This window comes from Bradyrhizobium sp. AC87j1 (assembly GCF_002936975.1).
In the GTDB taxonomy this organism is placed as follows: Bacteria; Pseudomonadota; Alphaproteobacteria; order Rhizobiales; family Xanthobacteraceae; genus Bradyrhizobium; species Bradyrhizobium shewense.
The window spans coordinates 151975-178143 of record NZ_PTFE01000002.1 but is presented as its reverse complement, the minus strand read 5'-3'; the positions used below and the strand labels follow the sequence as shown (position 1 = coordinate 178143).

Genomic DNA, 26169 nt, shown 5'->3' with positions numbered 1-26169 from the left:
CACCAGCCTTCGCTCGCTTCGCGAGCTACGGCTCGGCAAGCCAGCATAAGTGCTCGTGGCGCGAAGTGAGCGAAGGCTGTCGCGCCGTAGCCCGCAGGGCGTAGGCGGACTGTCTCTAAACCATGATCACTCCATCGCTTCGCGAGCTACGGCTCGGCAAGCCAGCATAAGTGCTCGTGGCGCGAAGTGAGCGAAGGCTGTCGCGCCGTAGTCCGCAGGGCGTAGGCGGACTGGTCGTGAACGTAACTCACCCCATCATCTCCCGCACCATCGGCACCACCTTCCGCCCATAAAGCTCGATGCTCTTCATCAGCTTCTCATGCGGCAAGGGCCCCGCCGAATACTTCAGCTGAAACCGCTCAACGCCAAGCGTCTTTGCCGTCCTGGCGATCTTGCGCGCCACCGTCTCCGGCGAGCCGGCATAGAGCGAGCCGTTCTCGACCTCGTTGACGAACTCGTCGCGGCCCATCGGGGGCCAGCCGCGCTCCTTGCCGATGCGGTCACGCATGGCCTTGTAGTCGGGCCATAGCTCCTCGCGCGCCTCTTCATCCGTCTCGGCGACATAGCCGGGCGAGTGCACGCCGATCGGCTGCGCGGGGCGGCCGAATTCCTTGGCGGCGCGGTGATGGAGATCGACGAAGGGCGCAAAGCGCGCGGGATCGCCACCGATGATCGCGAGCATCAAAGGCAGGTTGTAATGCGCAGCGCGCACCACCGATTGCGGGCTGCCGCCGACGCCGATCCAGGTCTTAAGCCGGCCGTTCTCGACCGGGGGATAGACCAGCTGATCCCGCAGCGGTGGACGCAGCTTGCCTTCCCAAGTGACCGGCTTCTGCGACAGCAATGCGGCGAACAGGTCCAGCTTCTCCTCGAACAGCTCTTCGTACTTGCGCAGGTCGAAGCCGAACAGCGGAAAGGATTCGGTGAACGAGCCGCGGCCGAGGATCACCTCGGCGCGCCCGTTCGAGAGCGCATCCAGCGTCGCGAAGCGCTGGAACACGCGGATCGGATCGTCCGAAGACAGCACCGTTACGGCCGAGCCGAGATGGATGCGCTTGGTGCGCGATGCGATCGCGGCCAGCACGGTCTCCGGCGAGGAGATCGCGAAATCGGCGCGGTGGTGCTCGCCGAGGCCGATGAAGTCGAGGCCGAGCTCGTCGGCCAGCACCGCTTCGTCGACGACATTGCGGATCACCTGCGCGTGCGGAAGCATCGCGCCGGCGGCGTCCCTGGTGACGTCGCCAAAAGTATCCAGTCCGAATTGAAGCGATGCAGTCATCGGTGAGGTCTCTGCGGACGCAGCTTGCGCTTGTCGCTGTGGGAGGGGATCGTTTGCGGTGGAGCTAGGCCGCGGCGGCCGGTGCAACAATGCTGCTTTGAGAAACCCACCGTTTCCTTTTTGGATCGTGCCAGGCCAGCGCCCGCTCAGTCGGATCGGGTGAACATCTCGACCAGGGTCTCGCGCAGCCAGCGCTGCGCCGGCACGGTGTCGTTGCGCTGGTGCCAGAACAGGCTGACGATGCGCGGCGGCGCCTTCAGCGGCAGCGGCATGGCGCGCAGGAACGGCGCGTGCCGGGATTGCGAGCGCAGATCGCTCGGCAGAACCGCGATCAGGTCGGACTGGCGCACCACCTCGTAAGCGGCGCTGTAGTGATTGACGGTCGCGACCAGATTGCGCGACAGCCCGCGCGAGGCGAGGAAGAGATCGTAGGACGGCAGGGTCTTGCCGGCGAGGCTCACATCGACATGGCCTGCGCCGAGGAAGCTGCGCGTGCTGAGCCGCTTCTGGGCCGCAAGCGGATGGCCGCGCCGCATGAAGCAGGCATAGTCGACCGTCCACAGCGAGCGCGAGCGGATGGCGGCCGGCTGCTGCGCCTCGTTGACATAGACGCTCAGCACGCAATCGACGCGATTGTCTTCGAGCTGATCGGCGATCTCCAGAATGGTGTTGGGGACGGTGTGCACGCGCGCCTTGGGCGCGACGTTGCCGAAATGACCGAGGAGATTCGGCATCACCAGCGAGGCGACGTAGTCCGACATCGACAGGCTGAACTCGGTCTGCGCGCGGCGCGGATCGAACACCTGCTCGTCGAGCGCGCCGCGGACGGTTTCGAGGGCCTCGCCGATCGGCTCCCACAACACCACCGCGCGCTGGGTCGGACGGATGCCGGTGCCGGACCTGACGAACAGGGGATCACCGAGCGCATCGCGCAGCCGCGCGAGCGCGTTGCTGACCGCGGGCTGCGTCATCAGCAGCGCGTTGGCGGCGCGCGTGACGCTGCCCTCGGTCATCAGGGCTTCGAAGACTTTCAGCAGGTTGAGGTCGAGCGATCGAAACGACAGAACATTCACCGTGGTGATGTATGGGATCACGATTATAAATTATGACGATAATATCTCTTTGTCTATGGTTCCCCCAGGGACTTGCGGATGCCGGGCCGCCGGACAGAGGGGACTTACATGTCGATGATCTCGGCGCGCATCGAGCGCCTGCCATTCGCACGCTTCCACACGCATCTGTTGTTGATGGGCGGGCTCGGCTACATGTTCGACGCGATGGACGCGGCCGTGCTGGCGTTCATCCTGCCGGTGCTGCGCACCGCCTGGAATCTGACGAGCGTGCAGATCGGCGTGCTCGGTAGCAGCACCTATATCGGCTTCCTGTTCGGCGCGTTGCTGGCGGGCACGCTCGGCGACCTGATCGGCCGCCGGGCGGTGATGATGTCGGCGCTGGCGCTCTATTGTGCCGCATCGATCGTCAGCGCCGCCGTGGACAGCTGGCCGTCCTTCTTCGCCGCCCGCGTCGTCGCGGGCATGGGCACCGGCGCCGAGAGCGCGATCATCGCGCCTTATCTCGCCGAGTTCGTGGCGCGGCGCTTCCGCGGCAGCTTCACCGGCGCGCTGGCCGGGTTCTTCTCCTTCGGCTTCGTCGCGGCCGCCTTGCTCGGCTACTTCATCGTTCCCGCTTATGAGAACGGCTGGCGCATCGTGCTGGTGATCACCGCCGTGCCGGTCGTCATGCTGTTGTGGTGGCGCAGGGCGCTGCCGGAATCGCCGCGCTGGCTGGAAAGCCGGGGCAGGGCGAAGGAAGCCGAAGCGGTGCTGGACAAGATCGAAGCCGGCTTCGCACGCCAGGGGCATGTGCTGCCGCAGCCGGTCGTCGATGCAGTCAGCCCGCCCGTCGCCGGAGGAACGCTGCTCGCCAATTTCGCGGCGCTGCTCGAGGGCCGGCAGGCGCGCATCACCGTCATGACCTGGATCATGTGGCTTGCGATCACCTTCAGCTATTATTCCTTCTTCGTCTGGATCCCCGGCCTGCTGGTCCAGAACGGCATGAGCATCACCAAGAGCTTCGCCTATTCGATCGCGATCTATTGCGCGCAGATCCCCGGCTATTTCAGCGCCGCCTGGTTCAACGAGCGCATCGGCCGGCAGGCGACCATTGCGTCCTACATGGTGCTCGGCGGTATCAGCGCGCTCGGACTCGCCTTCGCGCAGAGCGACCAGCACATCATGGTCGCGGGGATCCTGCTGTCGTTCTTCATGAACGGCACCTATGCCGGCGTCTATGCCTATACGGCGGAGGTATTCCCGACGCCGGTGCGAACCACCGGCGCCGGCCTTGCCTCGGCGATCGGCCGCATCGGCGCGATCGTCTCGCCGATCCTGGTCGGCTACCTCTATCCCAATTTCGGCTTCGCAGGTGTGTTCGGCCTTACTACCAGCGTGCTGCTGCTCGGAGCGCTCACCGTCGTGGTGATGGGCGTGCCGACGCGCGGCCGTTCGCTGGAAGACATTGCCGCGGGCGAAGTCGCATGAGGGAGACGACACGCCGGGCCGATCCGCTGCTCAACGCCGTGGCGGCGGCGCAGGGCAGGGCGGATCAGCCGGAGGCGCTGTTCTCGGCACTGGACGACGCCTTGAAATCGGCGATCGGGCACAAGCTGTTTACGATCCTGACCTATGACGACGACACCGGCGAAGCGGCGCGGATCTATTCCAATCTTCCCGGGCCTTACCCGACGGGCGGACGCAAGCGCCTCGCGCCGGGACCATGGACCGAGGCCGTGCTCGACCGCGGCGAGGCCTATATCGGCCGCAGCCTCGACGATCTGCGCAATGTGTTCGCCGATCACGAGCTGATCGCTTCACTCGGCTGCGAGAGCGTGCTCAACATGCCCGTGCGCTGGCGCGGCCGCACGCTCGGCTCGCTCAACCTGCTGCACGAGGCGGGCTGGTACGGCGCGGACGATGCCGCCGCGTGTCTTCCATTTGCCCAGCTCGCATTGCCCGCGCTGCTCACACAGTCCTGACCAGACAGGAAACGACCATGCCCAGCACCCTCTTCAAAAACGCCGCTCTGCTCGATCCGCTTCAGCCGGATTTGCTGGAGGGCCATCACGTGCTGGTCGAGGACAATGTGGTCAAGGAGGTCTCGGACCGGCCGCTCCAGGCTTCGGTCGACCGCACCATCGATCTCAACGGCAAGACGCTGATGCCCGGCCTGATCGACCTGCATGTCCATGCGATCGCCGTCGAGCTCAACCTGGCGCAGCAGGTGCACATGCCGAACGTGCTGGTGACGCTGCGCTCGACGCTGCTGCTGCGCGGCATGCTGCGCCGTGGCTTCACGACGGTTCGCGACGCCGGCGGCGCCGGCCATGCGCTGAAGCAGGCGATCGACACCGGCCTCACCGACGGCCCGCGGCTGTTCGTCTCCGGTCGTGCGCTGAGCCAGACCGGCGGGCATGGCGACATGCGGGCGCGCTCGGATTATCTCGCCAGCGACGCACCATGTCCGTGCTGCGTGCGTGTCGGCGCGCTGGCGCGCGTTGCCGACGGCGTTGACGGCGTGCGCAAGGCGGCGCGCGAGGAGCTGCAGATGGGCGCCGACCAGATCAAGATCATGGCATCCGGCGGCGTCGCGTCACCCACCGATCCGGTCGGCGCCTTCGGCTACTCCGAGGACGAGATCCGCGCCATCGTCGAGGAGGCGCGCGGGCGCCAGACCTATGTGCTCGCCCACGCCTACACCGCTGCCGCGATCGAGCGCGCCGTTCGCTGCGGCGTGCGCACCATCGAGCACGGCAATCTGGTCGATGCCCCGACCGCGCGCCTGATGGCCGAGAAGGGCGCCTATGTGGTGCCGACGCTCGTCACCTACGAGGCGCTGGCCAACGAGGGCGCCCAATATGGCCTGCCGCCCGAGAGCGTGGCCAAGATCGCCGATGTCCGCGACGCCGGCCTGCGTTCGCTCGCGATCTATCGCGACGCCGGCGTGAAGATGGGTTTTGGCAGCGACCTGCTCGGGCCGTCGCAGCGCCTCCAGAGCGACGAATTCCGCATCCGCGCCGAGATTCTCGGCCCGCGCGCCGTAATCGCCAGCGCCACGGTGATCGGCGCCGAGGTGCTCGGCATGGAGGGCAAGCTCGGCCGTATCGTGCCCGAGTCGATCGCGGACCTGCTGGTGGTCGATGGCAATCCGCTCCGCAACGTCGCTTGCCTGCTCGGCCAGGGCGAGCACATTCCGCTGGTGATGAAATCAGGCAAGGTTCAGTTCGACCGGCTGAACGCGTAGTTACCGCCACGTCACGGGCATCTTCGCCCCGTTTGTGCGTCCTATGTCGAGATGCGCACCACCATCTTGCCGAGCGCCCCGCGCGTCTGCATGGTCCTGAACGCCTCCCGGAAATCGTCCAGCGCGAAGATGCGACCGACCACCGGTTTCAATTGGCCGTCGGCGAGCCAGCCCGTCAACTGCGACATCAGGCGCTTCTGCACCTCGGGCTCGCGCACGGGAATCTGCGCGAGGTCGACACCGAGCAGGGCGCCACCTTTCAGCAGTGGCAGGTTGAACGGCAATGCCGGGATCGCGCCGGCGGCAAAGCCGACCACGAGATGACGGCCGCGCCAGGCGATGGAGCGAAAGGCCTGAACTGAAATCTCGCCGCCGACAGGATCGAAGATCACGTCGGCGCCGTGTCCTCCCGTCAATTCCTTCAGCGTGTCGCGCCAGCCGGTCTGCGTGTAGTCGATCACAACGTTGGCGCCGTGTTGTTGGGCGAAGGCGCGCTTGTCCGGTGTCGATGCTGCTGCGATGACGCGGGCGCCAAGCAGCTTGCCGATCTGGACTGCCGCAATTCCCGTGCCGCCAGCTGCGCCCAGCACCAGAAGCTGTTCGCCTGCGCAGAGCGAGGCGCGCGCACTGAGCGCATAGAGCGCGGTCAGATAATTGGCGCGAAACGAGGCGGCGACTTCGGCCGCGACGCCGTCCGGCAGGGGATGGAGCACTTCGGGTCTGACGACGATCTCCTCGGCAAGCGCGCCCGACCGCGTCATCCCCATCACGCGCATGCCGGGTTGATAGCCGCCGGGTGCGCCGGGCGCGTCCGTCACCACCCGGCAAACTCCGTACCGGGAATGAAGGGCAGGGGATCTTTTGTCTGATAGCGTCCCTCGATCTTCAAGCCGTCGACGAAGCCGATCCCGGCAGCTTCCACGCGGATGCGCAGCTGTCCCGGTTCCATGGACGGGGGCGGGACGTCCTTCAGTTCGATCTGATCGATCGGTGCGTATTGCTCGACGACGACGGCTTTCATGTCGGACCTCTGTTGTTCCAGTTACCCTGACAGGTCCCGAGACGAGCCTCTTGCGTCTACCGCCACATCCCGCGCATCCGCGCCCCGATGTCGATCTTCGGGCCCTGTGCCGCAGTGCGGGCAGCGCCGCTTGCTGCCTTCGGCCAGGCGGTACGCTCGAACAGGTAGACCAGCTGCTCCGGGATGAAGCGGGTGCGCGAGGCGTAGACGTGGCGGTCGCCCTTGGCGACCTGGCCGTGGGTGAAGAAGCGCTGGGGCACCACGAGGTGCAGATCGTCCTTGGCGCGGGTCATCGCGACATAGAGCAGGCGGCGCTCCTCTTCGAGCTCGGCGCTGGTGCCGGCGCCGAGATCGGAGGGCATGCAGCCGTCGACGACGTTGAGCACGAACACCGACTTCCACTCCTGGCCCTTGGCCGAGTGGATGGTCGAGAGGATCAGATAGTCCTCGTCGCGCAGCGGCGGCCCGGATTTGTCGCTGGTCGCATCGGGCGGATCGAGCGTGAGCTCGGTCAAAAATTTCTCGCGCGAGGCATAGCCGCTTGCGATCTGCTCGAGCTGCATCAGATCGGCGCGGCGCGTCTCGGAATCCTCGTGAAGGCGATCGAGATGCGGCTCGTACCAGAGTCGCACGCGTTCGAGATCGACCGGCCATTCCGAATAGCGCAAATTCTCGACGGTGCGGACGAAGTCGGTCCAGTCGGCGCCGGTGCGCGCGGGCACCGGGAGCTGGCCGAGCGCGGCGAGCGGATCGGTGCTCTCCGCCATCTGGTCGAGCACGCGCTGCGCGGTCGCGGGGCCGACGCCCGGCAACAGATGCAAAATGCGGAAACCGGCGACGCGGTCGCGCGGGTTCTCGGCAAAGCGCAGCAGCGCAAGCACGTCCTTGACGTGCGCGGCGTCGAGGAATTTCAGCCCGCCGAACTTGACGAAGGGAATGTTGCGGCGGGTCAGCTCGATCTCGAGCGGGCCGGAATGCGAAGAGGTCCGGAACAGCACCGCCTGGTGCTTGAGCAGCGCGCCTTGCTCGCGGTTCGCCAGCACCTCTTCGACGATGTAGCGCGCCTGGTCGGCTTCGTCGTGCACGGTGACCAGCTGCGGCTTATGCGAGGCGGTGCGGTCGGTCCAGAGATTCTTGGTGAAGCGTTCGCGCGCGAGCCCGATGACGCCGTTGGCCGCCGCCAGCACGGTCTGTGTCGAGCGGTAGTTGCGGTCGAGCGTGATCATCTCGGCGCGGGGCGAGAAGCTCTGCGGAAAATCCAGGATGTTGCGCACGGTGGCGGCGCGGAACGAATAGATCGACTGCGCGTCGTCGCCGACCACGGTGAGCCCGCGTCCGTCGGGCTTGAGCGCCAGGAGGATCGAGGATTGCAGGCGGTTGGTGTCCTGGTATTCGTCGACCAATACGTGATCGAAGCGCCCGCCGATTTCGTCCGCGATCAGCGCATCGCTCATCATCTGCGACCAGTACAGCAACAAATCGTCGTAATCGAGTACGTGCTGGGCCTGCTTGGCCTCGACATAGGCCGCGAACAGGCCCTTCAGCTCGGCGGCCCAGCCCGCGCACCAGGGATAGTGCACCCCCAGCACCTTCTCGATCTCCATCTCGGCGTTGACGCAGCGCGAGTAGATCGACAGGCACGTGCTCTTGGCGGGGAAGCGGCTCTCGGTCTTCGATAGGCCGCGCTCGTGCCGGACCAGGTTCATCAGGTCGGCGGAATCCTCGCGGTCGTGAATGGTGAAGGCGGGATCGACGCCGATCCGTTCGGCATATTCGCGGAGCAGCCGCGCGCCGATGCCGTGGAAGGTGCCTGCCCAGGTGAGCGCATCGCGCATGATCGCGGCGTTGTTCTCGCCCAGCACTTTGCGGGCGATGCGCTCGACCCGGCCGGCCATCTCGGCCGCCGCGCGGCGGGAGAACGTCATCAACAGGATGCGGCGCGGATCGGCGCCTGCGACGATCAGATGCGCGACCCGGTGGGCGAGCGTGTTTGTCTTGCCGGAGCCGGCGCCGGCAATGACGAGCAGGGGGGCGCCCACGGTCGCGCCCCCGGCCACGCCATGCTCGACGGCGCGGCGCTGCTCCGCATTGAGCGTGTCCAGATATGTCGCCACGAATCGCCCCGGTGAAAGGGCGAGAGTCGGCGATCCCGGCGCGAATCGCAATGCGGCTGGACGGGACCGGGTTTAGGATTTAGGGGGAAAGACGCCCCCAGGTTCCAGTCCGAAAAGCGCACCCGGCATGACCGAGCTCAAATCCGACCAGTTCGAGATGCGGCGGCTGGAATCGCTCAGCAACACCATTTTTGGTGTCGCCATGACGCTTTTGGCCTACGACCTGCCCAAGGCCGCGGTGTTCACCAGCGCGCCCGACTGGAGCGATCTTGCCCATGTCTATTCCGGCAAGCTCGCCGGCTTCGCACTCAGCTTCATCATCGCCGGGGTGTTCTGGATCAGCCATCACCGGCGGCTGGCGCGCCAGCCGGTCGGCAGCCGCGGCGCGGTGATCCTCAACCTGTTCTTCCTGCTCTCGATCGTGCTGCTGCCCGTCACCAACGGCCTCTACACCAATTACGGCATGAGCAGCGCGGTTGCGGTGCTCTACGGGCTGCACCTGACCGCGATCGCCGGCCTCAATGCCTGGCTGTGGTGGACCATCCTTGGCAGCTGGCGCAACGAGATCATGGCCTCGCTGTTTCCGCTTCTGGTGTTCATTCCGGGCACGATCGTGGCGGCATTCGCCCCGCACGTCGCGCCCTTTGTCTGGTTCATCGCCTTCGGCGGGCTCGCGATCCAGCGCTTCTACGGTGCGCGGACCGAGCCGGGCGCGTGAGGCCGTGCCTCACCCGGACGTCGCGCCGAACCCATCGGCCGGCACGTAAAGCTTGACCGGGCGGATTTCGTAGACCGCAGTCGGATTGACCGCACGCAGCTTGCGCGCCGCCGCGATCGCCTCCTCCTCGGTGGAGCATTCCATGAGGTGGAAGCCCAGAAGCTGCTCCTTGGTCTCCGCAAACGGGCCGTCCAGCACCATGCCCGCGCCGGGGCCACGCAAGGTGCGCGCCTTTCGGGTCTCATCCAGACGGGCGGCCGGCCCGAACTGTCCGCTGGCCCGCAAGGGCGCCTGGACCTCGATGACCTTGGCCACGACCGCGGCGTCCTGCTCAGGCGTCCAGGACAGGATCTCGTCTTCCACGTGGTAGGCCAGGATGGCGTACAGCATCGTCACCTCATTGTTTTTCTGCACCGATCCCAAAGGACGTAGCACCGCAGGCGATGCCGACAATCCCCAAACAAGAAATTCAAGCACAAAATATTGCGTGGCCATGCCGCGACGAAACCGTCCCGAAACCCGATTGCGGCGTTGCCGTGTGAACGCCGCCGGAAGTGGTCGCGACTGATGACCACAACAACAAGATTTCTGCTGGAGGCGGCAATGTCGGGTCACATCAAGATCATCTGCGACGCACGTCGGGCCGGACAATCTCAGACGGTCGATCTGCACGACCAAAGCGGCCATCACCGCTATTACGGCAGCTCGGCCGAGAATGGCGGCGAGCGCATCGTCGAAAGCCGGCGCGGCAAGCGGCCGCGCGCGCTCGGTGTTTGCGGCTTCTGAAGCCTCGCGCCCGTTCTGCAAATGGACGTCCTGCAAATATCGATCGCGGCGATGCCGTTCCTGCTCGCACTGACGAGCCGGACGGGCAAGGTCATCGTGCCGTGCCTGCTGACGAGCATCTTCACGGTGCTGCTCGGCGGGGAGCCTCACCGCGCCGTCGTGGCCTGGTGCGTCGGCATGCTGATCGCCGCCGTCGCCTTGCGCGAGCGGCTTCGCGCGGGCTGAGCCGGCGCCCCGTTACGGGGCGTTCAAGACCTGCTTGACCAGGGCCTCGCGCAGCGCCGCCAATTCGCCGCTTGCCTCCATCTGGGCGATCACCTTGCCGACCTCAGGCACCAGGTCGCGATGGCGTTCATGCAGGTAATGGTAGATGTGGATGCGCTGGAGCGGCGGCGAGAGCGGGTAGATCCTGGCCTGCAGATTGAGTTTCCGCACCGCCGCGAGCCCGCTGAAGAGATCGGTGACCATCACGTCGAAACGGTCGGCATCGAGCATCCTGACCATGTTGTCGAGGCCAGTGGTCGCTGTGACGCGGGCCATGCCGCGCGTGCCGGCCTCCGAGGAGCCGACGCCGCGGACGATGCCGATGCTGTAGTCCCTGATCGAATCCCAGCCGGCGACGTCGAACCGGAGTTTGGTCGCAAACACCGCAGGCTCGATATAGTTGATCGCCGGCGTGACCTGGACCAGCGTCGGGTAATCGCGCGAGAGCGTTCCGATGCGCTGGATCTCGCCGTCGATCGCGCCGGCGCTCGACAGCGCGAGCGCGCGCTTGCCGGGGACGTCCTCGAACTCCAGCTTGATATTCAGCCTGGCGTAGACGGCCCGCAGCATCTCGCCGCCGACATATTGATCGGGGATGTCGGCGATGCGCGCCAGCCGGATGACTTCCTGCGCCTGCGATGGGCCGCTTGCAAGCAGTGACAGGCAGGCGACGATAATCCGCCACATGACGCGCCTCCTCGTTGCCCGATGCTATCGCTGGATTCCGATGTCCGCCCGATCTACCGGAGATGGCGCCTGCGCGTGGCCATAGCGGTCACTGCCCGCCCGAGGTGCAGGCGACTTCCGGACTTTCACCGATGTCATTCTACCACGCGAAGTGATAGTTTGCGCGACAATCCTGCTGCCGGACGCAAGATATGACCCCGCCGACCTCAAGCCGCCCAGGGGTTGACAGGAAATCGGCCGACGGGATCGCCGCGCACATCGCGGGAAGGGGAAGTCTCGACGATCGAGATGCTCGAGGCTGCGACCGCTCGGCCGCAGCGTGCCGCCATTTCCGGGGATGTGGTGCATGGCCAAGGCTGGTGACGAGGACTCCAATCGCGGCCGCGCAGTTGCACCGGCGGCTGCGAAGCAGGATTTGATCGGCACCGCGCTCGCGCCTTCGATGTTCGCCGCGCTGCTGTCCCGGCTCTTCAACTGGTCGCGCAGCGGCGTCGGGCCGCGCCTGCTCGCCGCCGTGCTGCTGTTCTCTTCGGTCGTGACGCTGACGCTGACCGCGCTCCAGCTCTATCTCGATTACGATCGCGAGGTCGGCCTCATCGAGACCAGGCTCGACGAGATCGGCCGCAGCACCACCGGCAGTCTCGGCGAGAGCCTGTGGAATCTCGACCAGAACCTGCTCAAGCTCCAGCTCGACGGTATCCTGCGGCTGCCCGACATCCGCGCCGCCGAGGTGCGCGAGATTGCCGATCGTCCCAATCCGATCCGTCTCGCCATCGGCGAGCCGAGCACCCGCTCGGTCGTGACGCGCGACTATCCGCTGAAGACCAATGTGCAGGGGACTGCACGCGAGATCGGCGTGCTCCACGTCGAGGCGACGCTGACCGACGTCTACCAGCATTTGCTGAACCGCGCGCTGGTCATCCTGGCAAGCCAGGCGGCCAAGACGTTCCTCGTCTCGCTGTTCATCATCTACATGTTCCATCTGCTGGTGACGCGGCATCTGGTCGCCATCGCAGACTTCGTCAGCAAATACAATCTGGCGCGGCCGCCGCCGCCTTTGCGCCTGGAGCGCCGGCCGCCCTACGATGCCGACGAGCTGGATAAGGTCATCGACGCCTTCAACGCCATGTGCGCGAACCTCCAGCGGGCCTATGGCGAGCTGCGTGAGGCCAATGCAAACCTCGAGCGCGACCTCAAGGTCCGCCAGCGCGCCGAAGAGGACGCGCGTGCGAGTGAAGAGCGTTTCCGCGACTATGCCGAGACCGCGTCCGACTGGTTCTGGGAGACCGGACCGGACCATCGGTTCACCTACATATCCGACCGGGCCGGCGTCTTCGGCATGGACAACAAGGCGCTGATCGGCAAGCGCCGCACCGATGCCGCGTCCGGTAGCGACGCCGAGCCCGAGAAATGGCACGCGCACATGGCGATGCTGGATCGCCACGAGCCGTTCCGGAAGTTCGAATATCGCGGCCGCGACACCACCGGGCGGATGCATCATTTCAGCGTCAACGGCCAGCCGATCTTCGCCGCCGACGGAAGCTTCATGGGTTATCGCGGCTCCGCGACCGACCTCACCGAGCAGCACGAGACCGAGGAGCGGTTGCGCCAATCGCAGAAGATGGATGCGATCGGCCAGCTTACCGGCGGCGTCGCGCACGACTTCAACAACGTGCTCACGGTCATCACCGGCACCATCGAGATCATCCAGGAGGGGCTTGCGGACAAGCCAGAATTCGCCGCGATCGCGCAGCTGATCGACGATGCGGCCGCGCGCGGCGCGGAGATCACCTCCCAGCTCCTGACCTTCGCGCGCCGCCAGCCGCTGGAGCCACGCGAGATCGACGTCAATGCCCTCGTGATCGAGACCGCGAAGCTGCTGAGGCCGATCCTCGGCGCCCATATCGAGATCGTGACCCGGCTCGCCGATGACGCCTGGTCCGCGATGGCCGATCCATCGCAGCTCTCCTCCGCGATCGTCAACCTCGCCGTCAACGCGCGCGACGCGATGCCGGGCGGCGGCAAGCTCACGATCGAGACCGCGAACCGCGAGCTCGACGACACCGACGCTGCCGGCGACGGCGATGCCATGCGCGGCGCCTTCGTGATGGTCGCGGTTGCCGATACCGGCCACGGCATCCCCGCCGACATCCGCGAGCACGTGTTCGAGCCGTTCTTCACCACCAAGGGCGTCGGTCGCGGCACCGGCCTCGGGCTCAGCATGGTCTACGGCTTTGCCAAGCAGACCGGCGGCACCGTCGCGGTCGAGAGCGAGGAGGGGCGCGGCACGGAGATGCGGCTGTTCCTGCCGCGGTCGAAGGGCGAGGCGCCGGCGAGGACCGCGCCGGTCCAGGCGCTCGACACGGCACGCGGGCACGAAACGATCCTCGTGGTCGAGGACGATCCGCTGGTGCAGGGCTATGTCATCGCCCGGCTCGGCAGCCTCGGCTATCGCACGCTGGTGGCCGGCGACGGCGCGTCCGCACTGGTGCTGGTCGACCAGGGCGCCAAATTCGATCTGCTGTTCACGGACATCATCATGCCCGGCGGCATGAACGGGCGGGAATTGGCCGACGCGGTCCGGCTCCGCCGGCCGGGAGCAAGGGTGCTCTATACCTCCGGCTACACCGACGACGCCATCGTCCACGAAGGACATCTCGATCCCGGCGTGGCGCTGCTCAGGAAACCCTACCGGAAGTCGGAGCTGTCGCAGAAGATTCGCGAGGTGCTTGCGGGCGAGCCGCCGGCCTGAGCGGCGCTCCCGGACGAAAAAGGCGCGGCGGGGAAGCCCCGTCGCGCCCGATTTCTTGCTCGCTGGTCCAGGGCTGAGAGCGCCCCGATGCCAAGCCCTTATCTAGAGCTTAGCGGGCGATCCCAGCGAGGTGACAGCGCTTGGTAAAAGACACTGGATCACCTCCTTTCGTTGGTTTCGGAAGATTTCAATATAGGGGGCATTGCCGCCGCTGTTAAGAGGCGGCGGCTCCGGAGGAACCGGGGCGGCTCGCAAGGCCGGAAAGCGACCGCCTGGGCAGTTGAGACCGCCGCCCGGCCGTGTTAGGGAGCCCGTAACGCGGGTGTAGCTCAATGGTAGAGCAGCAGCCTTCCAAGCTGAATACGAGGGTTCGATTCCCTTCACCCGCTCCAATCCTCAGCGCCCGCCGCGTCTAGGCAACGGTGCCCCCGCGCGCCTCGGGCCCCCCCTGCGTCTCCTGCAGCTCACCCTTCCTCAGAGGGTTTGCTTCCAGCCGAGATATTGCAGCGTCTCGGTCTCGGACGTGGCGCAAATCTTCTCCATCTTGCCCGGCTGAACGGTGGCGGACAGCTTGATTTTGACCTTGTTGCTCTTCACGGCAAAGGACACCGGGTAGCCGCACTTGTTCTCGAATTTCTGACGGACGACGTACGATCGCTCGTGAACGTTGCCGCCCTTGATGCCGTTATCCTGCTTTTCCTGTGCGAGAAGACCGCCGAAGGCGGCTGTCGTGTTCGATCCTGCAGGTTCGCGCGGCGCCGATAGTTTTGGGGCGGGTCCGACGCGGGTGACCACGATGCCGCCGCGCGCAGTCATGGTGCCGTCGGCCTGAAGAGTCTAGTCGGTCTTGTACATCCCGTTGTCGTAGTTCAGCACGTTGCCACTACAGGTCCACGTGCCCTCAACGCAGTTTTTGTTGTCGCTGCAGAGAGCCCGCCCATCCGGTTGCAGGTTCGCGGTGTTGGTCTAGCCGGCAATGCCATGGTGAATCCAGGTGCCGACGAACTTGTTGACGCAACTCGCCGCAGGCTGCCCGTGAGCAGTTGCGCAAAGCGCTAGCGTCAAGGAAACCGCCACCGATAATATCGATTTCATTCTATCCCCCAAAAGAAAGCATCGAGCATATTGACCTCTGCCCGCAAGAACAAGGATGGCCCAGCCGCGCCGGCCTGATCCAGGTCAATGTCGCGCGCGGCGGCAGGACGGAGCGGCGCGGGTCCTCCAGGAACCATCACACCGCGCATGAGTTGGCCGGTCGGGCAGGACCGAAAGTCACACGAGGCCAAACCGTGCAGCAAGACGTGCGCGTGCGCACCACCGCGCAGATCGCGGGTCATCCCATTCATCCGATGCTGGTGCCGATCCCGATCGCGTGCTTCGTCGGAGCGCTCTTGACCGACATCGCCTATGTCGCCAGCGCCGAGATCATGTGGGCGGATTTTTCCGCCTGGCTTCTGCTCGTCGGCGTCGTCTTCGGCGTGATGGCGGCGATCGCGGGCCTGATTGATTTCCTCGGCAACCGCCTGGTGCGGGCGCAGACGCCGGCCTGGCCGCATCTGATCGGCAATGCCGTGGCGCTGATCCTGGCCATCGTCAACGCGCTGATCCACACCCGCGATGCCTGGACCTCGGTGTGGCCGACCGGGCTCGTACTTTCGGTGATCACCGTGCTGATCCTGCCCGTCACCGGCTGGCTCGGCTGGGCCATGGTCTACCGCCACGGCGTGGGAGTTGCGCGATGACGTTCTCGATTGGCCGCGCGCTGCTGTGCGCCTCACTGCTGCTCTTGGCCGGCTGCAACGACGGCAGCGGCGATCCCAAGGCGCAAATCGGGGCCAATCCTAAGCTTCCCGACATCCAGCAATATCTGCTGCCGCCGGTCCACATCGCGCGCATCGTCGGCTGGAAGAAGGACGAAACGCCGACCGTGGCGCAAGGTCTGCAGGTCAAGGCTTTCGCGACCGGCCTGCAGCATCCGCGTTTCCTCTACGTGCTGCCCAATGGTGACGTGCTGGTGGCGGAATCCAAGGCGCCGAAGGGGGCCGGGATCAAGCGGCCCAAGGAGATCGTCATGGGCTATATCGAGTCCTGGGCGACCTCGGGCGGCAACGACACCGGGCCGGGTAACCGCATCACGCTGCTGCGCGACAGCAATGGCGACGGCGTGCCGGATACCCAAAGCGTCTTCCTCGACCACCTCAATTCGCCGTTCGGCATCGCTTTGGTCGGCAACGAGCTCTATGTCGCCAATGCCGATGCCATCGTCAGATATCCCTACACGGAAGGCGACACGAAGATCACCGCGCCGGGCACGGTGCTGACGCCGCTGCCGGGCGGGCCGATCAATCATCACTGGACCAAGAGCCTGGTCGCGAGCCCCGACGGTTCGAAACTCTATGCCGGTGTCGGCTCCAACAGCAACATCACCGAGAACGGCATGGAGGCCGAGCACAATCGCGCCGCGATCCTCGAGGTGGATCGTGGCAGCGGCCGGTGGCGCGTGTTCGCAAGCGGCCTGCGCAATCCGAACGGGCTCAGCTTCGAGCCGCAGACCGGCGCGTTGTGGACGGTGGTGAACGAGCGCGACGAACTCGGTCCCGATCTCGTTCCTGACTACATGACCTCGGTGAAGGACGGCGGCTTTTACGGCTGGCCCTACAGCTATTACGGCCAGCATGTCGATCCCCGCGTCAAGCCGCAGCGGCCGGATCTCGTCGCCAAGGCGATCGTGCCGGATTATGCCTTGAGCTCGCATGTCGCTCCGCTCGGGATGGTCTTCAACACCGGCTCCAGCCTGCCGGCCGCCTATCACGGCGGCGCCTTCGTCGGCGAGCATGGCAGTTGGAACAGGCAGGTGCTCAACGGCTACAAGGTCGTGTTCGTGCCGTTCAAGGACGGCAAGCCGAGCGGACCGGCGCAGGACGTCGTGACCGGCTTCCTCAACAGCGACGACAAGGCGCGCGGCCGGCCCGTCGGCGTCGCCATCGACAAATCAGACGCGTTGCTGGTCGCAGACGACAGCGGCAACACGGTGTGGCGCGTCACCGCTGCGCACCCGCAGCTGACGCAACGATAGGCCCGCCGGCGCGTTATCGGACAGAGGTGAAAGCCAAATTCTGAAACTCAAGCCAGGAGTTGGACAATGGGCCTTGCTCAATATGCCATCGTGCCGGTGCAGGACGAATGGGGCGTGCTGCACGACGGCGACGTCAAGAACACATACGCCACCAAGGAAGCTGCGTTCGAATCGGCGGTTGCCGCCGCATCCCTCGCGCTTCGTGAGGGACATGAAGTCCAAGTCAGCGTGCCCGGCCGCGAAGCCGGAGACAACGCGCTCGGCGTCTAGAGCCGAACCACGAAGCAGCATTCGAGAAGGAGGCCGCGATGACCAAGCCGCGTGAGCCGAACGGCGTCGAGCCATCCCGTTCCGAGGACGACATCCAGCGCGAACAGCTTGGTCCCCGCGGCGTGCCCGGTGCGCCTGATCCGGCCAAGATGACGCCGCAGCGCGAGAAGAAGACGCCGAAGCATATCGACCCCGGCCACACCGCCTGACGCGGCTTGGCGGCCTAACATGATCACACGACCAGCCGCCCGCGCCGTGCGGCAACCCCGATCGTCACCTCCGCACCGGCGTTGAAGTCGAGACGGTCGGCTTCGATGCCGTCGCTGAAGATGACGCCGTTCTCCGCCATCAAGGAGCGGATGCGCAAGTGGTCTACAGAGGCGAGCCGGCCGCAGACGAGATTGGTCTGCGAATGGCGGCTGGGGAAGGGTTCTCGCACCGCGAAGCGCAGCTCCGGCGCGTCCCAGGGCAGGGCCTCGTAACCGGTCAGCAGGGGAGGCTGGCCAAAACTGCCGGCAATGGCCAACGAGCCGGTGACGATGCTTTTGAACCAGGCGGTCGATCCGAGGCCGGTCGAGACGATCAGTCCACTCGAAGATTGGCGTTCCGTCGCCCCGCCGGCCGCAAGCTCGTAGATCGCGGAGACATGCGTGCGGGCGCCGATGAACAAATCGTTGACGGCGTAGAGCACCTGGCCGTCGTTGAGCCGCGCTTCGGCCATCGTCACGGCCTGGCTGTCGCGCTTGTCGGCAGCGACCTCGGGCAGGAGTTTTGCGAACTCGCGCGGCGCAAAGGGCAGGAGGATGCCGTCGTGGCGCGCGGGATCCGGATTGAGCCCGATCAGCGGATGGTCGTCGAGATATTTCATCGTGTTGGCGACGACGCCATCCTGGCCGAGCGCGGCCACGATGTCGTCTGGCCCGAAGAGGAAGTTCGGCAGGAAGCCACGGTCGATGACCTGATAGCGCCCCCATTGCTCCAGCACTTGCAGCGTCGTGTGACGCTGCGCCCGATAGACCTCGTGCTCGCGCTCATAGTCGGAGAAGTCGGCGCCGAGATGTTCGACATAGAAGCGCGCCTGCGCCGCCGTCAGGTGGCGCGCGATCAGGTCCTCCAGCCTGGTCTTGCGCGTCACCAGCACCACCTTGCGGTCATTGGCGGCGGGCATTGGCGGCCTCCGTCGGCTTCGGCTTCTCCATCAACTGGCTGAGCAGGTCCGGAGAGACGTTGAGCTGGCCGATCTTCTCGGCCTTCTCGGCAATGCCGGAGAAGGCTTGTGCGATCAGCTGACCCGGCTGCATGCCGGCGGCGGCAAGCGCCTGGATCACGCGGGTGTCGACGCCCTCGAAGATCTTCATCAGCGCACCGACGCGGTAGGCCTCGGCGTCGGCCAGCGTCCTGGTGTTCTCGGCGTTGAGGCCGACGAAATCCTTGCGCTTGCCTTCCAGCACGATGTCCGCGGCCATGCCGGCCTCGCGCAGCTCATTGCGCTTTGCCGCCACGCTCGCTTCGGCGTCCATCTGGGTCTCGCGGATCGACCGCTTCTTCTGCTCGACCGCGATCTCGGTGTCGAGCTCGCTCTCGCGAATGGCGCGTTCCTGCTCGACGGCGAAGTTGCGCCGGGCGAAGATGGCTTCGTCCGCGTTCTTCAGGATCGCCTCGCGCGCTTGTGCCTCCAGCGCCTTTGCGGTGTCCGGCGTCGGCTTGATGCCGCGGATCGACACGCCGAGGATTTCGAGACCGAGAGCGGCGATGTCGGCGCGCGCCCTCAATCCGCCCGCGATGATGTCGGCGATGCGGTCGGAAGCCTGCAATGCGTCCCTCAGCGACAGCTCCTTGACCGCTTGCTGGGCGAGGACCTCGACCGTGCCGAGAATGCGCTCCGGCAGCTTCTCCGGATCATCGCTCCCATAGGACTTCCCGTCAGCCTTCAGCGTGAAGTCGAGCATCGATGCCGCCTTCTTCGGCTCGCTGACGCGATAGGTGACGTGACCCTGCACGGTCAGCGTCTGAAAGTCGCGTGCGATCTGCTCGAAGATGAAGGAGGCGTCGCGGCTGCCGATGGGCACGGCAACCAGCGTGGTCACCGGCGCGTAATAGAGCGCGGAGAGACCGGCGCCCTCGGCGACGACCGCGCCGGCGCGGTACTTCATCAGATAGGTGGTGGGCTGGGCCTTGATGAACCTGACGCCGAACATAATTGTCTCCAATGATTGACTGTAAGTTGGTCTGAACAACTAAGTAAGTTGGACTGTACAACTAACTATGCTACTGTCAAGTTCGAACAGGGGAGGCTGCCGATGGCGGGCGAAGGTCGGGCTGAAGGGTCTGGTAAATCAAGGCAATTGGACTTCCCGCGACCCCTGACCACGGTCGATGTCGTGATCTTTACGATCCTCGACGACAGCCTTCAGGTGCTGCTGATGCAGCGCCCGGCGGGCGAGGGCGAGCCGTTTCCGCTCAGCTTGGCGCTGCCGGGCGGCTTCGTGGACGTCACGAAGGACCGCGACCTCGCGGCTTGCGCGGCCCGCAAGCTGAGGGAGAAGACCGGGGTCACCAGCCCTTATCTGGAGCAACTCGGAAGCTGGGGAAGCGCGACGCGCGATCCGCGCGGCTGGTCGGCGACGCACGCCTATTTCGCGCTGATCCCGGCGGATTCAAGCGTGCTGGCGAACGATGCGCGGTGGTTTCCAATTCGGGGGGGCAGGCTCAAGGACAAGCTCGCCTTCGATCACGGCGACATCCTGGCAACCGCGATCCAGCGCCTGCGCAACAAGGTAGAGTACACCTCGCTGCCGGCCTATCTGATGCCGCCGGAATTCACGCTGCCGGATCTGCAGCGCGTCTACGAGATCGTGCTCGACCGCCCGCTCGAGAAAAGTGCCTTCCGCACCCGCATCCTGTCGGCCGACATGATCGAGCCGGTCGCAAAGATGCGGCGCGGCCCGAACCGCCCGGCTCAGCTTTATCGCCTCAGGAAGGGCCGGGATCCCGTGTATTTCGTGCGGACGTTCAATCCGCCGGAATGAACTCCGCGGCGGCATGCCGAGCCGTCGGTCAGCGTGCAGGACGGCCGGCTCCGGCCCCTAGCCCTGATAACATCATGTTAGGTTTATCGCATAACTGGGTAATTGTGTTAGGCCAGCGAAAGCCTAGTGTTGTCCTCACTCAAGACACCGACCGGCAGTGCCAAGCGCTCGCGGAGCTCCGCAGAGCGCCCGGGGATTGCTGTCCAATTTGTCCAGCGAAGCCCGCCAACGGGACGCCAACAAACGAACAGATCGGGAGGAACTTTTGTGATGGGTACCACGCGCGCGATCCACGACATGAGTCAGTCCAGGAAGGCTGCTGCCAGCGGCTGGATCGGATCGGCTCTCGAATATTATGACTTCTTCATCTACGCGACCGCTGCGTCGCTGATCTTCCCGCAAATCTTCTTCCCGTCGGACAATCCCACGGTCGCGATCGTCGCATCGCTGGCGACCTATGGCGTTGGATATGTGGCCCGGCCGATCGGCGCCTTCGTGCTCGGACATTGGGGCGACACCCATGGCCGCAAGACCGTCCTCATCGTCTGCATGTTCCTGATGGGCATCTCGACCATGGCGGTGGGGATCCTGCCGACCTATCAGCAGGTCGGCATCCTGGCGCCGATCCTGCTCGTCATGTTGCGCCTCGTGCAGGGATTTGCCGTTGCCGGTGAAATCTCCGGCGCAAGCTCGATGATCCTTGAGCATGCGCCGTTCGGTCGACGCGGCTTCTATGCAAGCTTCGCCCTTCAGGGCGTACAGGCTGGACAAATTCTCGCAGCTGCGGTCTTCCTGCCGCTGGCGGCCTATATGCCGACCGACGCCTTCAACAGCTGGGGCTGGCGGATTCCCTTCCTGCTCAGCTTCTTCGTCATCGTCGCGGGCTACATCATTCGCCGCGAAGTCGACGAGACCCCCGCCTTTGCGCGCGAGGGCGAGCGGGGAGAAACGCCGCGGGCGCCCATCGTTCAGGCCATCAAGCTGAACTGGCCCGACATGCTCAGGGTCATCTGCATGGCGCTGATGAATGTCATTCCGGTTGTCGCGACCATCTTCGGCGCGGCCTACGCGGTGCAGCCGGCTTACGGCATCGGCTTTGCCAAGGACGTTTATCTGTGGATCCCGGTCCTCGGAAACATGCTGGCCGTGTTCGTCATTCCCTTTGTCGGCAATCTCTCGGACAAGGTCGGGCGCAAGCCTCCGATCGTCGTGGGCGCGTTGCTCTCCGGCTTGCTCGCCTTCGGCTATCTCTACGCCATCAGCATCAGGAACGTGCCGCTGGCGATCCTGCTGTCGCTCCTGATGTGGGGTGTCGTCTATCAGGGCTATAACGCGATCTTCCCGAGCTTCTATCCGGAGCTGTTTCCGACCCGCACACGGGTGTCGGCGATGGCGATCTCGCAGAACATCGGAACGACCATCACCGCGTTGCTTCCGGCCCTGTTCGCCGTCGTAGCGCCTCCCGGCTCGGCCAACATTCCCTTGACGGTGGGCGCGATCGCCTTCGGCATTACGGTGATCGCGGCGCTGGCGGCCGTCACGGCCCGGGAGACCTATCGGATCAGCATCGATGATCTCGGCAATCCCAAGGCCGTTCCGATCGCCCGAGCCGACTATGAGCGGCAGCGGGCGGAAGCGGCGAGTGGTGTGGCCGCAGTTCAGACCTGACGCGAACGCAAGGAAGCCGTGCCGCTGCGACAATTGATGTTTGCGGCGGCAGGGCTCCGCGCGCTATGTCAGGGCCTGATCGAACTTGGTGCGCGTGAGCGCGATCATCATGAGGTTGCAGGATGAACCCCGTCGTCGTTGCTGTCGCTATCACCGGCTCCGTTCCGCGCAAGAAGGACAATCCGGCGGTGCCGATTCTGCCGTCCGAACAGATCGAGTCGACGCAGGAGGCCTTCGAGGCCGGCGCCACGCTTGCCCACATCCACGTTCGCAACGATGACGAGACGCCGTCGTCCGATCCCGAACGTTTTGCGAAGGTAGCGGAAGGGATCAGGAAGCATTGTCCTGGCATGATCGTCCAGTTCTCGACCGGCGGGCGGGGCCGGGATCCCTCGGCGCGTGGATCGTCGCTCTATCTGAAGCCGGACATGGCCTCGCTATCCACGGGATCGGTGAACTTCCCGACGATCGTTTATGAGAATAGCGCCGCCCTGGTCGAGACCCTCGCCACCGGCATGCAGACGAATGGCATCCGGCCGGAGATCGAGATCTTCGATCTGTCTCATATCCATGGTGCCCGCCGCCTGATCGAAGCGGGGCTGATGGACTCACGTCCGCACGTGCAGTTCGTCATGGGCGTCAAGAACGCGATGCCAGCCGATGAGCATGTCCTCGACATCCTGCTGGCGGAGCTCAGGCGGCTGATTCCGAAAGCGACGTGGACCGCGGCCGGGATCGGACGTCACCAGGCCGAGGTCATGGGCTGGGCGCTGGCGCGGGGCGCCGACGCGGTTCGGACCGGGCTCGAGGACAATATCAGGATCGACAAGACACGCCTGGCCGCGAGCAATGCGGAGCTCGTGACCATCGCCTGCGAGGCTGTCACGCGTCACGGTCGCCGCGTTGCGACCGCCGCCGAGGCGCGATCCCTGCTGGGGATCGCGCGGTAGAGGGTACTGCCTCCTCCTGACATGCTCCGGGCTGCCTTCTGCCATTCGGCGGCTGGCGTTCCCGTGCGCTGAGTCTCCGGCTAAGAGAGGTGTCACAGGCGTGATCGGCGCCTGCCGGGCAGGCGACGGTTGGAATGCGGTTCTTGAAATCTGACAGCAGGCTCATCGAGGTCCTGCTGGTGCTCGCGATCACCCAACTTGTCGGATGGGGTACAATAGGTCTTCCCGCCATCGTCGGGCGCGATCTCGCTGCCGATCTCGGCATGAGCCTGCCGGCGGTGTTCGCGGGGACATCCGTTCTCTACGTCTCGATGGGGCTGTGCGCGCCGTGGCTCGCCAGATCGTTTGCGCGGCATGGCGCGCGGACGGTCATGATGGTCGGCACGGTCGTCACCGCACCGGGCTTCGTGCTGCTGTCCCTCGCGCGCGAGCCGATGCTCTATTTCGCCGCCTGGATCGTCCTCGGCGTCGCCGGCAGCGCCACACTCTCGACCGGCGCCTATATCATGCTGAACGAGATCGCCGGGCGACAGGCCAAGAACGCCATCGGGGCCTTGATGCTGGTGACGGGCCTGTCCAGCAGCATCTTCTGGCCGACGACGTCGTTCCTCAGCGGGCACCTCGGCTGGCGGGGGACGTGCCTGGTCTACGCGGCCATGCTGATCCTCGTGTCGCTTCCGCTCTATGCATTCGTGGCGCCGCGCCGGAGACTTGCGAAGGACGATGGCGGCACGCCGGCCCGGGCTGCCGATGTGCCTGCGATTCCGAGGAGCACGTTCGGCCTCGTCGTCGCCGCGATCACGCTCAACGCCTTCGTCAATTTCGGCATCAGCGCCATCATGATCGAGCTGTTGCGGGCGGAGGGGCTGGCGCCGGCGCAGGCACTCCTCTTCGGCTCGATGCTGGGCGTGATCCAGGTCAGCGCCCGCGGGCTCGATCTTCTCGGCGGCGGGCGATGGGACGGGATCACGACCGGGCTCGTCGCGGGCACGGCGCTGCCCGTCGCGATGCTGCTGCTGATGCTGAGCGAGGGCGCGACCTGGGCGGTCGCGGTCTTCATCCTGCTCTACGGCGCCGGCAGCGGCGCGATGGCGGTGGCGCGGGCCACCATCCCGCTCGTGTTCTACGACCAGGCCGAGTTCGCCAAGGCGATGTCGATGATCGCGCTGCCGCTCAATCTGGCGTCCGCGATCTCGCCGCCGCTCCTCGTTGGCCTGCTCACCGAATTCGGCAGCCGCGGCGCGCTCGGTCTCACCTTTGTCTGCTCCTGCGCGACGGTGCTGATCCTGATCCTGCTCGGCCGGCGGCGGCCGCGGGTGGTGGCGGCGGCCGTGTCCTGAGCCGACGAGGCAATATTCGCGGCGCGGAAAGTTGCGGACAGGAATTGGCGTGCTGCCGGAGCCGGGGATAGCCGTATGCCGCCAGTGCAGTGCTCAAGGCGCCAAAATAGTGTATCCGCTGGGGAGCGCGGCCGCTCAGAGCCGCCGCGCCAAAATTCAGTTCCCCGGAGGAAATCGACATGTCGGCCCTGCCGCTTTCAGGCATCAAGATCCTTGACCTCACGCGCGTGCTTGCCGGGCCTTTGTCGGCCCAGATGCTGGGCGATCTCGGCGCCGAGGTGATCAAGATCGAGCGGCCGGGCACCGGCGACGACGCGCGCGCCTTCGGCCCGCCCTACCTCAGCGATCCCGAAGGCAAGGCCAACAACAACAATTCCTTCTATCTCTGCGCCAACCGCAACAAGAAGTCGGTCACCGTCAACATCGCCAAGCCCGAGGGGCAGGCGATCATCCGCGAGCTTGCCAAGGACGTCGACGTCTTCATGGAGAACTACAAGGTCGGCGATCTCAAGCGCTACGGCCTGGACTACGAGACGATCAAGGCGATCAACCCCGGCATCATCTATTGCTCGGTGACCGGCTTCGGCCAGACCGGACCGTATGCGCCGCGCGCCGGCTATGACGCCATCCTGCAGGCGATGGGCGGCCTGATGAGCGTCACCGGTCATATCGACGGCGAGCCCGGCGAGGGCCCGATGAAGGTCGGCCCGTCGATCGTCGACTACATGACCGGCATGAACACCTCGATCGGGATTCTCTCGGCGCTCTATCACCGCGACGTCAATAACGGGCAGGGCCAGCACATCGACGTCTGCCTGTTCGACACCGTCATCGCATCGCTGTCGCACTGGCTGCAGATCTACCTCGTCAACGGCAAGACGCCGCCGCGACGCGGCACCTGGGGCAATGGCGGCATGCCGGCCGGCGTGTTCCGCTGCACCGACGGCGAGCTGATGCTGGTGGTCGGCAATGACGGCCAGTTCCGGAAAACCTGTGCCGTGCTCGGCGAGCCGGAGCTGGCGAGCGACCCGCGCTTCATCAAGAACAACGACCGCGTCGTGCACGGCAAGGAGATCATGGCGATCTTCGCCGGCCTGTTCCTGAAGCAGCCGGTGGCCCACTGGCTGGACAAGCTGGAAGAGGCCGGCGTGCCCTCGGGTCCGATCAACAATTTCGAGCAGGTGTTTTCCGATCCGCATGTCCAGTCGCGCGGCATGCGGGTGAAGACTGAGCACAAGTTCGAGCCGGAGCTCTCGCTGATCCGCAACGCGCTGACCCTGTCGGATACCCCCATCACCGAATATCGCGCGCCGCCGCTGCTCGGCGAGCACACGCAAGAGATCCTCGGCGGCAAGCTCGGCTATGATGCGGGCAAAATCGAGACGCTGAAGCAGCAGGGGATCATCTAACTCATCAGAAGCTCTTACCCTCTTCCCTCGTGGGAGAGGGTGGTTCGCAGCAAAGCGGCGGCCGCTGAGGACGCGCGCGCGATGCTAGGCCTTGCCTGAGGCTGGCGCGCCATCCCCAGATAGTCCCGGTCCGTAGTCTCACAGGCTTCCGTTCCGTGCGAGACTCTGTTTCGATCTCTCCACTAACGTCGGGAGGGAAATGGATGTCCTACACGATCGGGTTCCAGGCCAAGGACCAGAAGGCAATTCTGGCGACCGAGGCAGCAACCGCCAATCAGGCCGTCGCCATCGTTGCCGCACTGCGGCAGAGTGCCGAGGAGATCAAGTTCATCCGCTCGCCGCAGGAAGGCGAGATGGGCATCGAGATGCTGCTGCTGCTCGCCAAGGAAGAGGCCGAGGAGATGCCGCAGCGGGCCTGAACCCGTCGCGACAACCACACTTCGATTAAAAGCGAAGCATGCCGGCTGCAGGATAATGTAGTCAGGCGTCGGTCTCGCTTGAACCGAA

At 65.4% G+C, this 26169-nt stretch carries 25 protein-coding genes, 1 tRNA gene and 1 pseudogene; 18 read left to right on the top strand and 9 right to left on the bottom strand.

Annotated features, from left to right (window positions below):
* Positions 1-247: 247 nt before the first annotated feature.
* Together CV770_RS02310 and CV770_RS02305 are read right to left on the bottom strand one after the other, a co-directional pair.
* The gene (locus tag CV770_RS02310) at positions 248-1279 is read right to left on the bottom strand and encodes an LLM class flavin-dependent oxidoreductase (protein WP_104461172.1); all 1032 of its coding nucleotides are present in this window, start codon (positions 1277-1279) and stop codon (positions 248-250) included.
* Between the two features lie 146 nt (positions 1280-1425).
* Positions 1426-2373: a LysR family transcriptional regulator gene (locus tag CV770_RS02305; protein WP_283811257.1), complete on the bottom strand. Its 948-nt coding sequence runs from the start codon at positions 2371-2373 to the stop codon at positions 1426-1428.
* Positions 2374-2460: 87 nt separating this feature from the next.
* Here CV770_RS02305 and CV770_RS02300 point away from each other — a divergent pair, with 87 nt between their 5' ends.
* From CV770_RS02300 to CV770_RS02290, 3 genes are read left to right on the top strand one after another with little or no spacing between them, the layout of a single operon-like run.
* Positions 2461-3819: an MFS transporter gene (locus tag CV770_RS02300; RefSeq protein WP_091957617.1), complete on the top strand. Its 1359-nt coding sequence runs from the start codon at positions 2461-2463 to the stop codon at positions 3817-3819.
* Positions 3816-4313: a GAF domain-containing protein gene (locus CV770_RS02295; RefSeq protein ID WP_091957612.1), complete on the top strand. Its 498-nt coding sequence runs from the start codon at positions 3816-3818 to the stop codon at positions 4311-4313. The genes CV770_RS02300 and CV770_RS02295 overlap by 4 nt, the downstream gene beginning before the upstream one ends.
* Before the next feature lie 17 nt (positions 4314-4330).
* Complete coding sequence (locus CV770_RS02290; protein WP_104461171.1) at positions 4331-5578, top strand: metal-dependent hydrolase family protein; 1248 nt, start codon at positions 4331-4333, stop codon at positions 5576-5578.
* 41 nt (positions 5579-5619) lie between these two features.
* Here the strand turns inward: CV770_RS02290 and CV770_RS02285 are convergent.
* Both CV770_RS02285 and CV770_RS02280 read right to left on the bottom strand, forming a co-directional pair.
* Positions 5620-6599: pseudogene (locus tag CV770_RS02285) on the bottom strand (NADPH:quinone oxidoreductase family protein).
* A gap of 56 nt (positions 6600-6655) precedes the next feature.
* Positions 6656-8713: an ATP-dependent helicase gene (locus CV770_RS02280; RefSeq protein WP_104461170.1), complete on the bottom strand. Its 2058-nt coding sequence runs from the start codon at positions 8711-8713 to the stop codon at positions 6656-6658.
* 127 nt (positions 8714-8840) lie between these two features.
* Here CV770_RS02280 and CV770_RS02275 point away from each other — a divergent pair, with 127 nt between their 5' ends.
* Entirely contained in the window at positions 8841-9431 is a 591-nt protein-coding gene (locus CV770_RS02275) for a TMEM175 family protein (protein ID WP_091957595.1), read from the top strand.
* A gap of 9 nt (positions 9432-9440) precedes the next feature.
* On the opposite strand, the gene CV770_RS02270 is transcribed toward CV770_RS02275, so the two are convergent.
* Positions 9441-9821 carry a YciI family protein gene (locus CV770_RS02270; protein WP_201759666.1) on the bottom strand — a complete coding sequence of 127 codons (381 nt, stop codon included), beginning with the start codon at positions 9819-9821 and terminating at the stop codon, positions 9441-9443.
* A gap of 213 nt (positions 9822-10034) precedes the next feature.
* On the opposite strand from CV770_RS02270, the gene CV770_RS02265 reads away from it, so the two are divergent.
* Positions 10035-10217, top strand: coding sequence for a hypothetical protein (locus CV770_RS02265; protein WP_201759657.1), 183 nt, complete (start codon positions 10035-10037; stop codon positions 10215-10217).
* Positions 10218-10238: 21 nt separating this feature from the next.
* A complete protein-coding gene (locus tag CV770_RS02260) occupies positions 10239-10442 on the top strand; it encodes a hypothetical protein (protein WP_018322198.1) in 204 nt (67 codons plus the stop codon).
* Positions 10443-10454: 12 nt separating this feature from the next.
* Here the strand turns inward: CV770_RS02260 and CV770_RS02255 are convergent, their stop codons facing one another.
* On the bottom strand, positions 10455-11168 hold the full coding sequence (locus CV770_RS02255; RefSeq protein WP_104461168.1) for a substrate-binding periplasmic protein: 714 nt from the start codon (positions 11166-11168) through the stop codon (positions 10455-10457).
* 346 nt (positions 11169-11514) lie between these two features.
* Between CV770_RS02255 and CV770_RS02250 the strand changes: the two genes are divergently transcribed.
* Together CV770_RS02250 and CV770_RS02245 are read left to right on the top strand one after the other, a co-directional pair.
* Positions 11515-13920, top strand: coding sequence for an ATP-binding protein (locus tag CV770_RS02250; protein ID WP_104461167.1), 2406 nt, complete (start codon positions 11515-11517; stop codon positions 13918-13920).
* A gap of 318 nt (positions 13921-14238) precedes the next feature.
* Positions 14239-14312 (top strand) — tRNA-Gly (locus tag CV770_RS02245).
* Positions 14313-14394: 82 nt separating this feature from the next.
* Here CV770_RS02245 and CV770_RS02240 read toward each other — a convergent pair.
* Entirely contained in the window at positions 14395-14736 is a 342-nt protein-coding gene (locus CV770_RS02240; RefSeq protein WP_104461166.1) for a hypothetical protein, read from the bottom strand.
* 473 nt (positions 14737-15209) lie between these two features.
* Here CV770_RS02240 and CV770_RS02235 point away from each other — a divergent pair, with 473 nt between their 5' ends.
* The 4 genes from CV770_RS02235 to CV770_RS42375 all read left to right on the top strand — a co-directional run bounded on the left by CV770_RS02235 (position 15210) and on the right by CV770_RS42375 (position 17475).
* Positions 15210-15662 carry a DUF2231 domain-containing protein gene (locus CV770_RS02235; RefSeq protein ID WP_104461165.1) on the top strand — a complete coding sequence of 151 codons (453 nt, stop codon included), beginning with the start codon at positions 15210-15212 and terminating at the stop codon, positions 15660-15662.
* Positions 15659-16996, top strand: coding sequence for a PQQ-dependent sugar dehydrogenase (locus CV770_RS02230; RefSeq protein ID WP_104461164.1), 1338 nt, complete (start codon positions 15659-15661; stop codon positions 16994-16996). Before CV770_RS02235 ends, CV770_RS02230 begins: the two co-directional genes overlap by 4 nt.
* Before the next feature lie 66 nt (positions 16997-17062).
* On the top strand, positions 17063-17266 hold the full coding sequence (locus tag CV770_RS02225) for a hypothetical protein (protein WP_104461163.1): 204 nt from the start codon (positions 17063-17065) through the stop codon (positions 17264-17266).
* A 38-nt stretch (positions 17267-17304) separates the two neighbouring features.
* Positions 17305-17475, top strand: a complete 171-nt coding sequence (locus CV770_RS42375) for a hypothetical protein (RefSeq protein ID WP_162832278.1) — start codon at positions 17305-17307, stop codon at positions 17473-17475.
* Positions 17476-17498: 23 nt separating this feature from the next.
* On the opposite strand, the gene CV770_RS02220 is transcribed toward CV770_RS42375, so the two are convergent.
* Both CV770_RS02220 and CV770_RS02215 read right to left on the bottom strand, forming a co-directional pair.
* Positions 17499-18434: a diacylglycerol kinase catalytic domain-containing protein gene (locus tag CV770_RS02220; protein ID WP_104461162.1), complete on the bottom strand. Its 936-nt coding sequence runs from the start codon at positions 18432-18434 to the stop codon at positions 17499-17501.
* Positions 18418-19464 carry an SPFH domain-containing protein gene (locus CV770_RS02215; protein WP_104461161.1) on the bottom strand — a complete coding sequence of 349 codons (1047 nt, stop codon included), beginning with the start codon at positions 19462-19464 and terminating at the stop codon, positions 18418-18420. Before CV770_RS02215 ends, CV770_RS02220 begins: the two co-directional genes overlap by 17 nt.
* Positions 19465-19566: 102 nt before the next feature.
* Here CV770_RS02215 and CV770_RS02210 point away from each other — a divergent pair, with 102 nt between their 5' ends.
* From CV770_RS02210 to CV770_RS02185, 6 genes are all read left to right on the top strand, one after another.
* Positions 19567-20295 (top strand): NUDIX hydrolase, encoded by a 729-nt coding sequence (locus CV770_RS02210; RefSeq protein ID WP_104461160.1) that lies wholly within the window; start codon positions 19567-19569, stop codon positions 20293-20295.
* Positions 20296-20565: 270 nt separating this feature from the next.
* The gene (locus CV770_RS02205) at positions 20566-21963 is read left to right on the top strand and encodes an MFS transporter (RefSeq protein WP_091957556.1); all 1398 of its coding nucleotides are present in this window, start codon (positions 20566-20568) and stop codon (positions 21961-21963) included.
* Positions 21964-22085: 122 nt separating this feature from the next.
* Complete coding sequence (locus tag CV770_RS02200; protein ID WP_104461159.1) at positions 22086-22913, top strand: 3-oxoadipate:acetyl-CoA acetyltransferase; 828 nt, start codon at positions 22086-22088, stop codon at positions 22911-22913.
* 134 nt (positions 22914-23047) lie between these two features.
* On the top strand, positions 23048-24253 hold the full coding sequence (locus tag CV770_RS02195; RefSeq protein WP_104461158.1) for an MFS transporter: 1206 nt from the start codon (positions 23048-23050) through the stop codon (positions 24251-24253).
* Between the two features lie 179 nt (positions 24254-24432).
* Positions 24433-25662, top strand: coding sequence for a CaiB/BaiF CoA transferase family protein (locus CV770_RS02190; protein WP_104461157.1), 1230 nt, complete (start codon positions 24433-24435; stop codon positions 25660-25662).
* 203 nt (positions 25663-25865) lie between these two features.
* Positions 25866-26081: a hypothetical protein gene (locus CV770_RS02185; protein WP_018322217.1), complete on the top strand. Its 216-nt coding sequence runs from the start codon at positions 25866-25868 to the stop codon at positions 26079-26081.
* Positions 26082-26169 lie beyond the last annotated feature (88 nt).

Excerpts from the sequence above, each read along its gene's own strand:
- CV770_RS02310 (WP_104461172.1), bottom strand. The coding sequence starts at position 1,279 with ATGACTGCATCGCTTCAATTCGGACTGGATACTTTTGGCGACGTCACC.
- CV770_RS02300 (WP_091957617.1), top strand. The coding sequence starts at position 2,461 with ATGTCGATGATCTCGGCGCGCATCGAGCGCCTGCCATTCGCACGCTTC.
- CV770_RS02295 (WP_091957612.1), top strand. The coding sequence starts at position 3,816 with ATGAGGGAGACGACACGCCGGGCCGATCCGCTGCTCAACGCCGTGGCG.
- CV770_RS02290 (WP_104461171.1), top strand. The coding sequence starts at position 4,331 with ATGCCCAGCACCCTCTTCAAAAACGCCGCTCTGCTCGATCCGCTTCAG.
- CV770_RS02275 (WP_091957595.1), top strand. The coding sequence starts at position 8,841 with ATGACCGAGCTCAAATCCGACCAGTTCGAGATGCGGCGGCTGGAATCG.
- CV770_RS02270 (WP_201759666.1), bottom strand. The coding sequence starts at position 9,821 with ATGCTGTACGCCATCCTGGCCTACCACGTGGAAGACGAGATCCTGTCC.
- CV770_RS02265 (WP_201759657.1), top strand. The coding sequence starts at position 10,035 with ATGTCGGGTCACATCAAGATCATCTGCGACGCACGTCGGGCCGGACAA.
- CV770_RS02260 (WP_018322198.1), top strand. The coding sequence starts at position 10,239 with ATGGACGTCCTGCAAATATCGATCGCGGCGATGCCGTTCCTGCTCGCA.
- CV770_RS02255 (WP_104461168.1), bottom strand. The coding sequence starts at position 11,168 with ATGTGGCGGATTATCGTCGCCTGCCTGTCACTGCTTGCAAGCGGCCCA.
- CV770_RS02250 (WP_104461167.1), top strand. The coding sequence starts at position 11,515 with ATGGCCAAGGCTGGTGACGAGGACTCCAATCGCGGCCGCGCAGTTGCA.
- CV770_RS02240 (WP_104461166.1), bottom strand. The coding sequence starts at position 14,736 with ATGACTGCGCGCGGCGGCATCGTGGTCACCCGCGTCGGACCCGCCCCA.
- CV770_RS02230 (WP_104461164.1), top strand. The coding sequence starts at position 15,659 with ATGACGTTCTCGATTGGCCGCGCGCTGCTGTGCGCCTCACTGCTGCTC.
- CV770_RS02225 (WP_104461163.1), top strand. The coding sequence starts at position 17,063 with ATGGGCCTTGCTCAATATGCCATCGTGCCGGTGCAGGACGAATGGGGC.
- CV770_RS42375 (WP_162832278.1), top strand. The coding sequence starts at position 17,305 with ATGACCAAGCCGCGTGAGCCGAACGGCGTCGAGCCATCCCGTTCCGAG.
- CV770_RS02220 (WP_104461162.1), bottom strand. The coding sequence starts at position 18,434 with ATGCCCGCCGCCAATGACCGCAAGGTGGTGCTGGTGACGCGCAAGACC.
- CV770_RS02215 (WP_104461161.1), bottom strand. The coding sequence starts at position 19,464 with ATGTTCGGCGTCAGGTTCATCAAGGCCCAGCCCACCACCTATCTGATG.
- CV770_RS02210 (WP_104461160.1), top strand. The coding sequence starts at position 19,567 with ATGGCGGGCGAAGGTCGGGCTGAAGGGTCTGGTAAATCAAGGCAATTG.
- CV770_RS02205 (WP_091957556.1), top strand. The coding sequence starts at position 20,566 with ATGGGTACCACGCGCGCGATCCACGACATGAGTCAGTCCAGGAAGGCT.
- CV770_RS02200 (WP_104461159.1), top strand. The coding sequence starts at position 22,086 with ATGAACCCCGTCGTCGTTGCTGTCGCTATCACCGGCTCCGTTCCGCGC.
- CV770_RS02195 (WP_104461158.1), top strand. The coding sequence starts at position 23,048 with ATGCGGTTCTTGAAATCTGACAGCAGGCTCATCGAGGTCCTGCTGGTG.
- CV770_RS02190 (WP_104461157.1), top strand. The coding sequence starts at position 24,433 with ATGTCGGCCCTGCCGCTTTCAGGCATCAAGATCCTTGACCTCACGCGC.
- CV770_RS02185 (WP_018322217.1), top strand. The coding sequence starts at position 25,866 with ATGTCCTACACGATCGGGTTCCAGGCCAAGGACCAGAAGGCAATTCTG.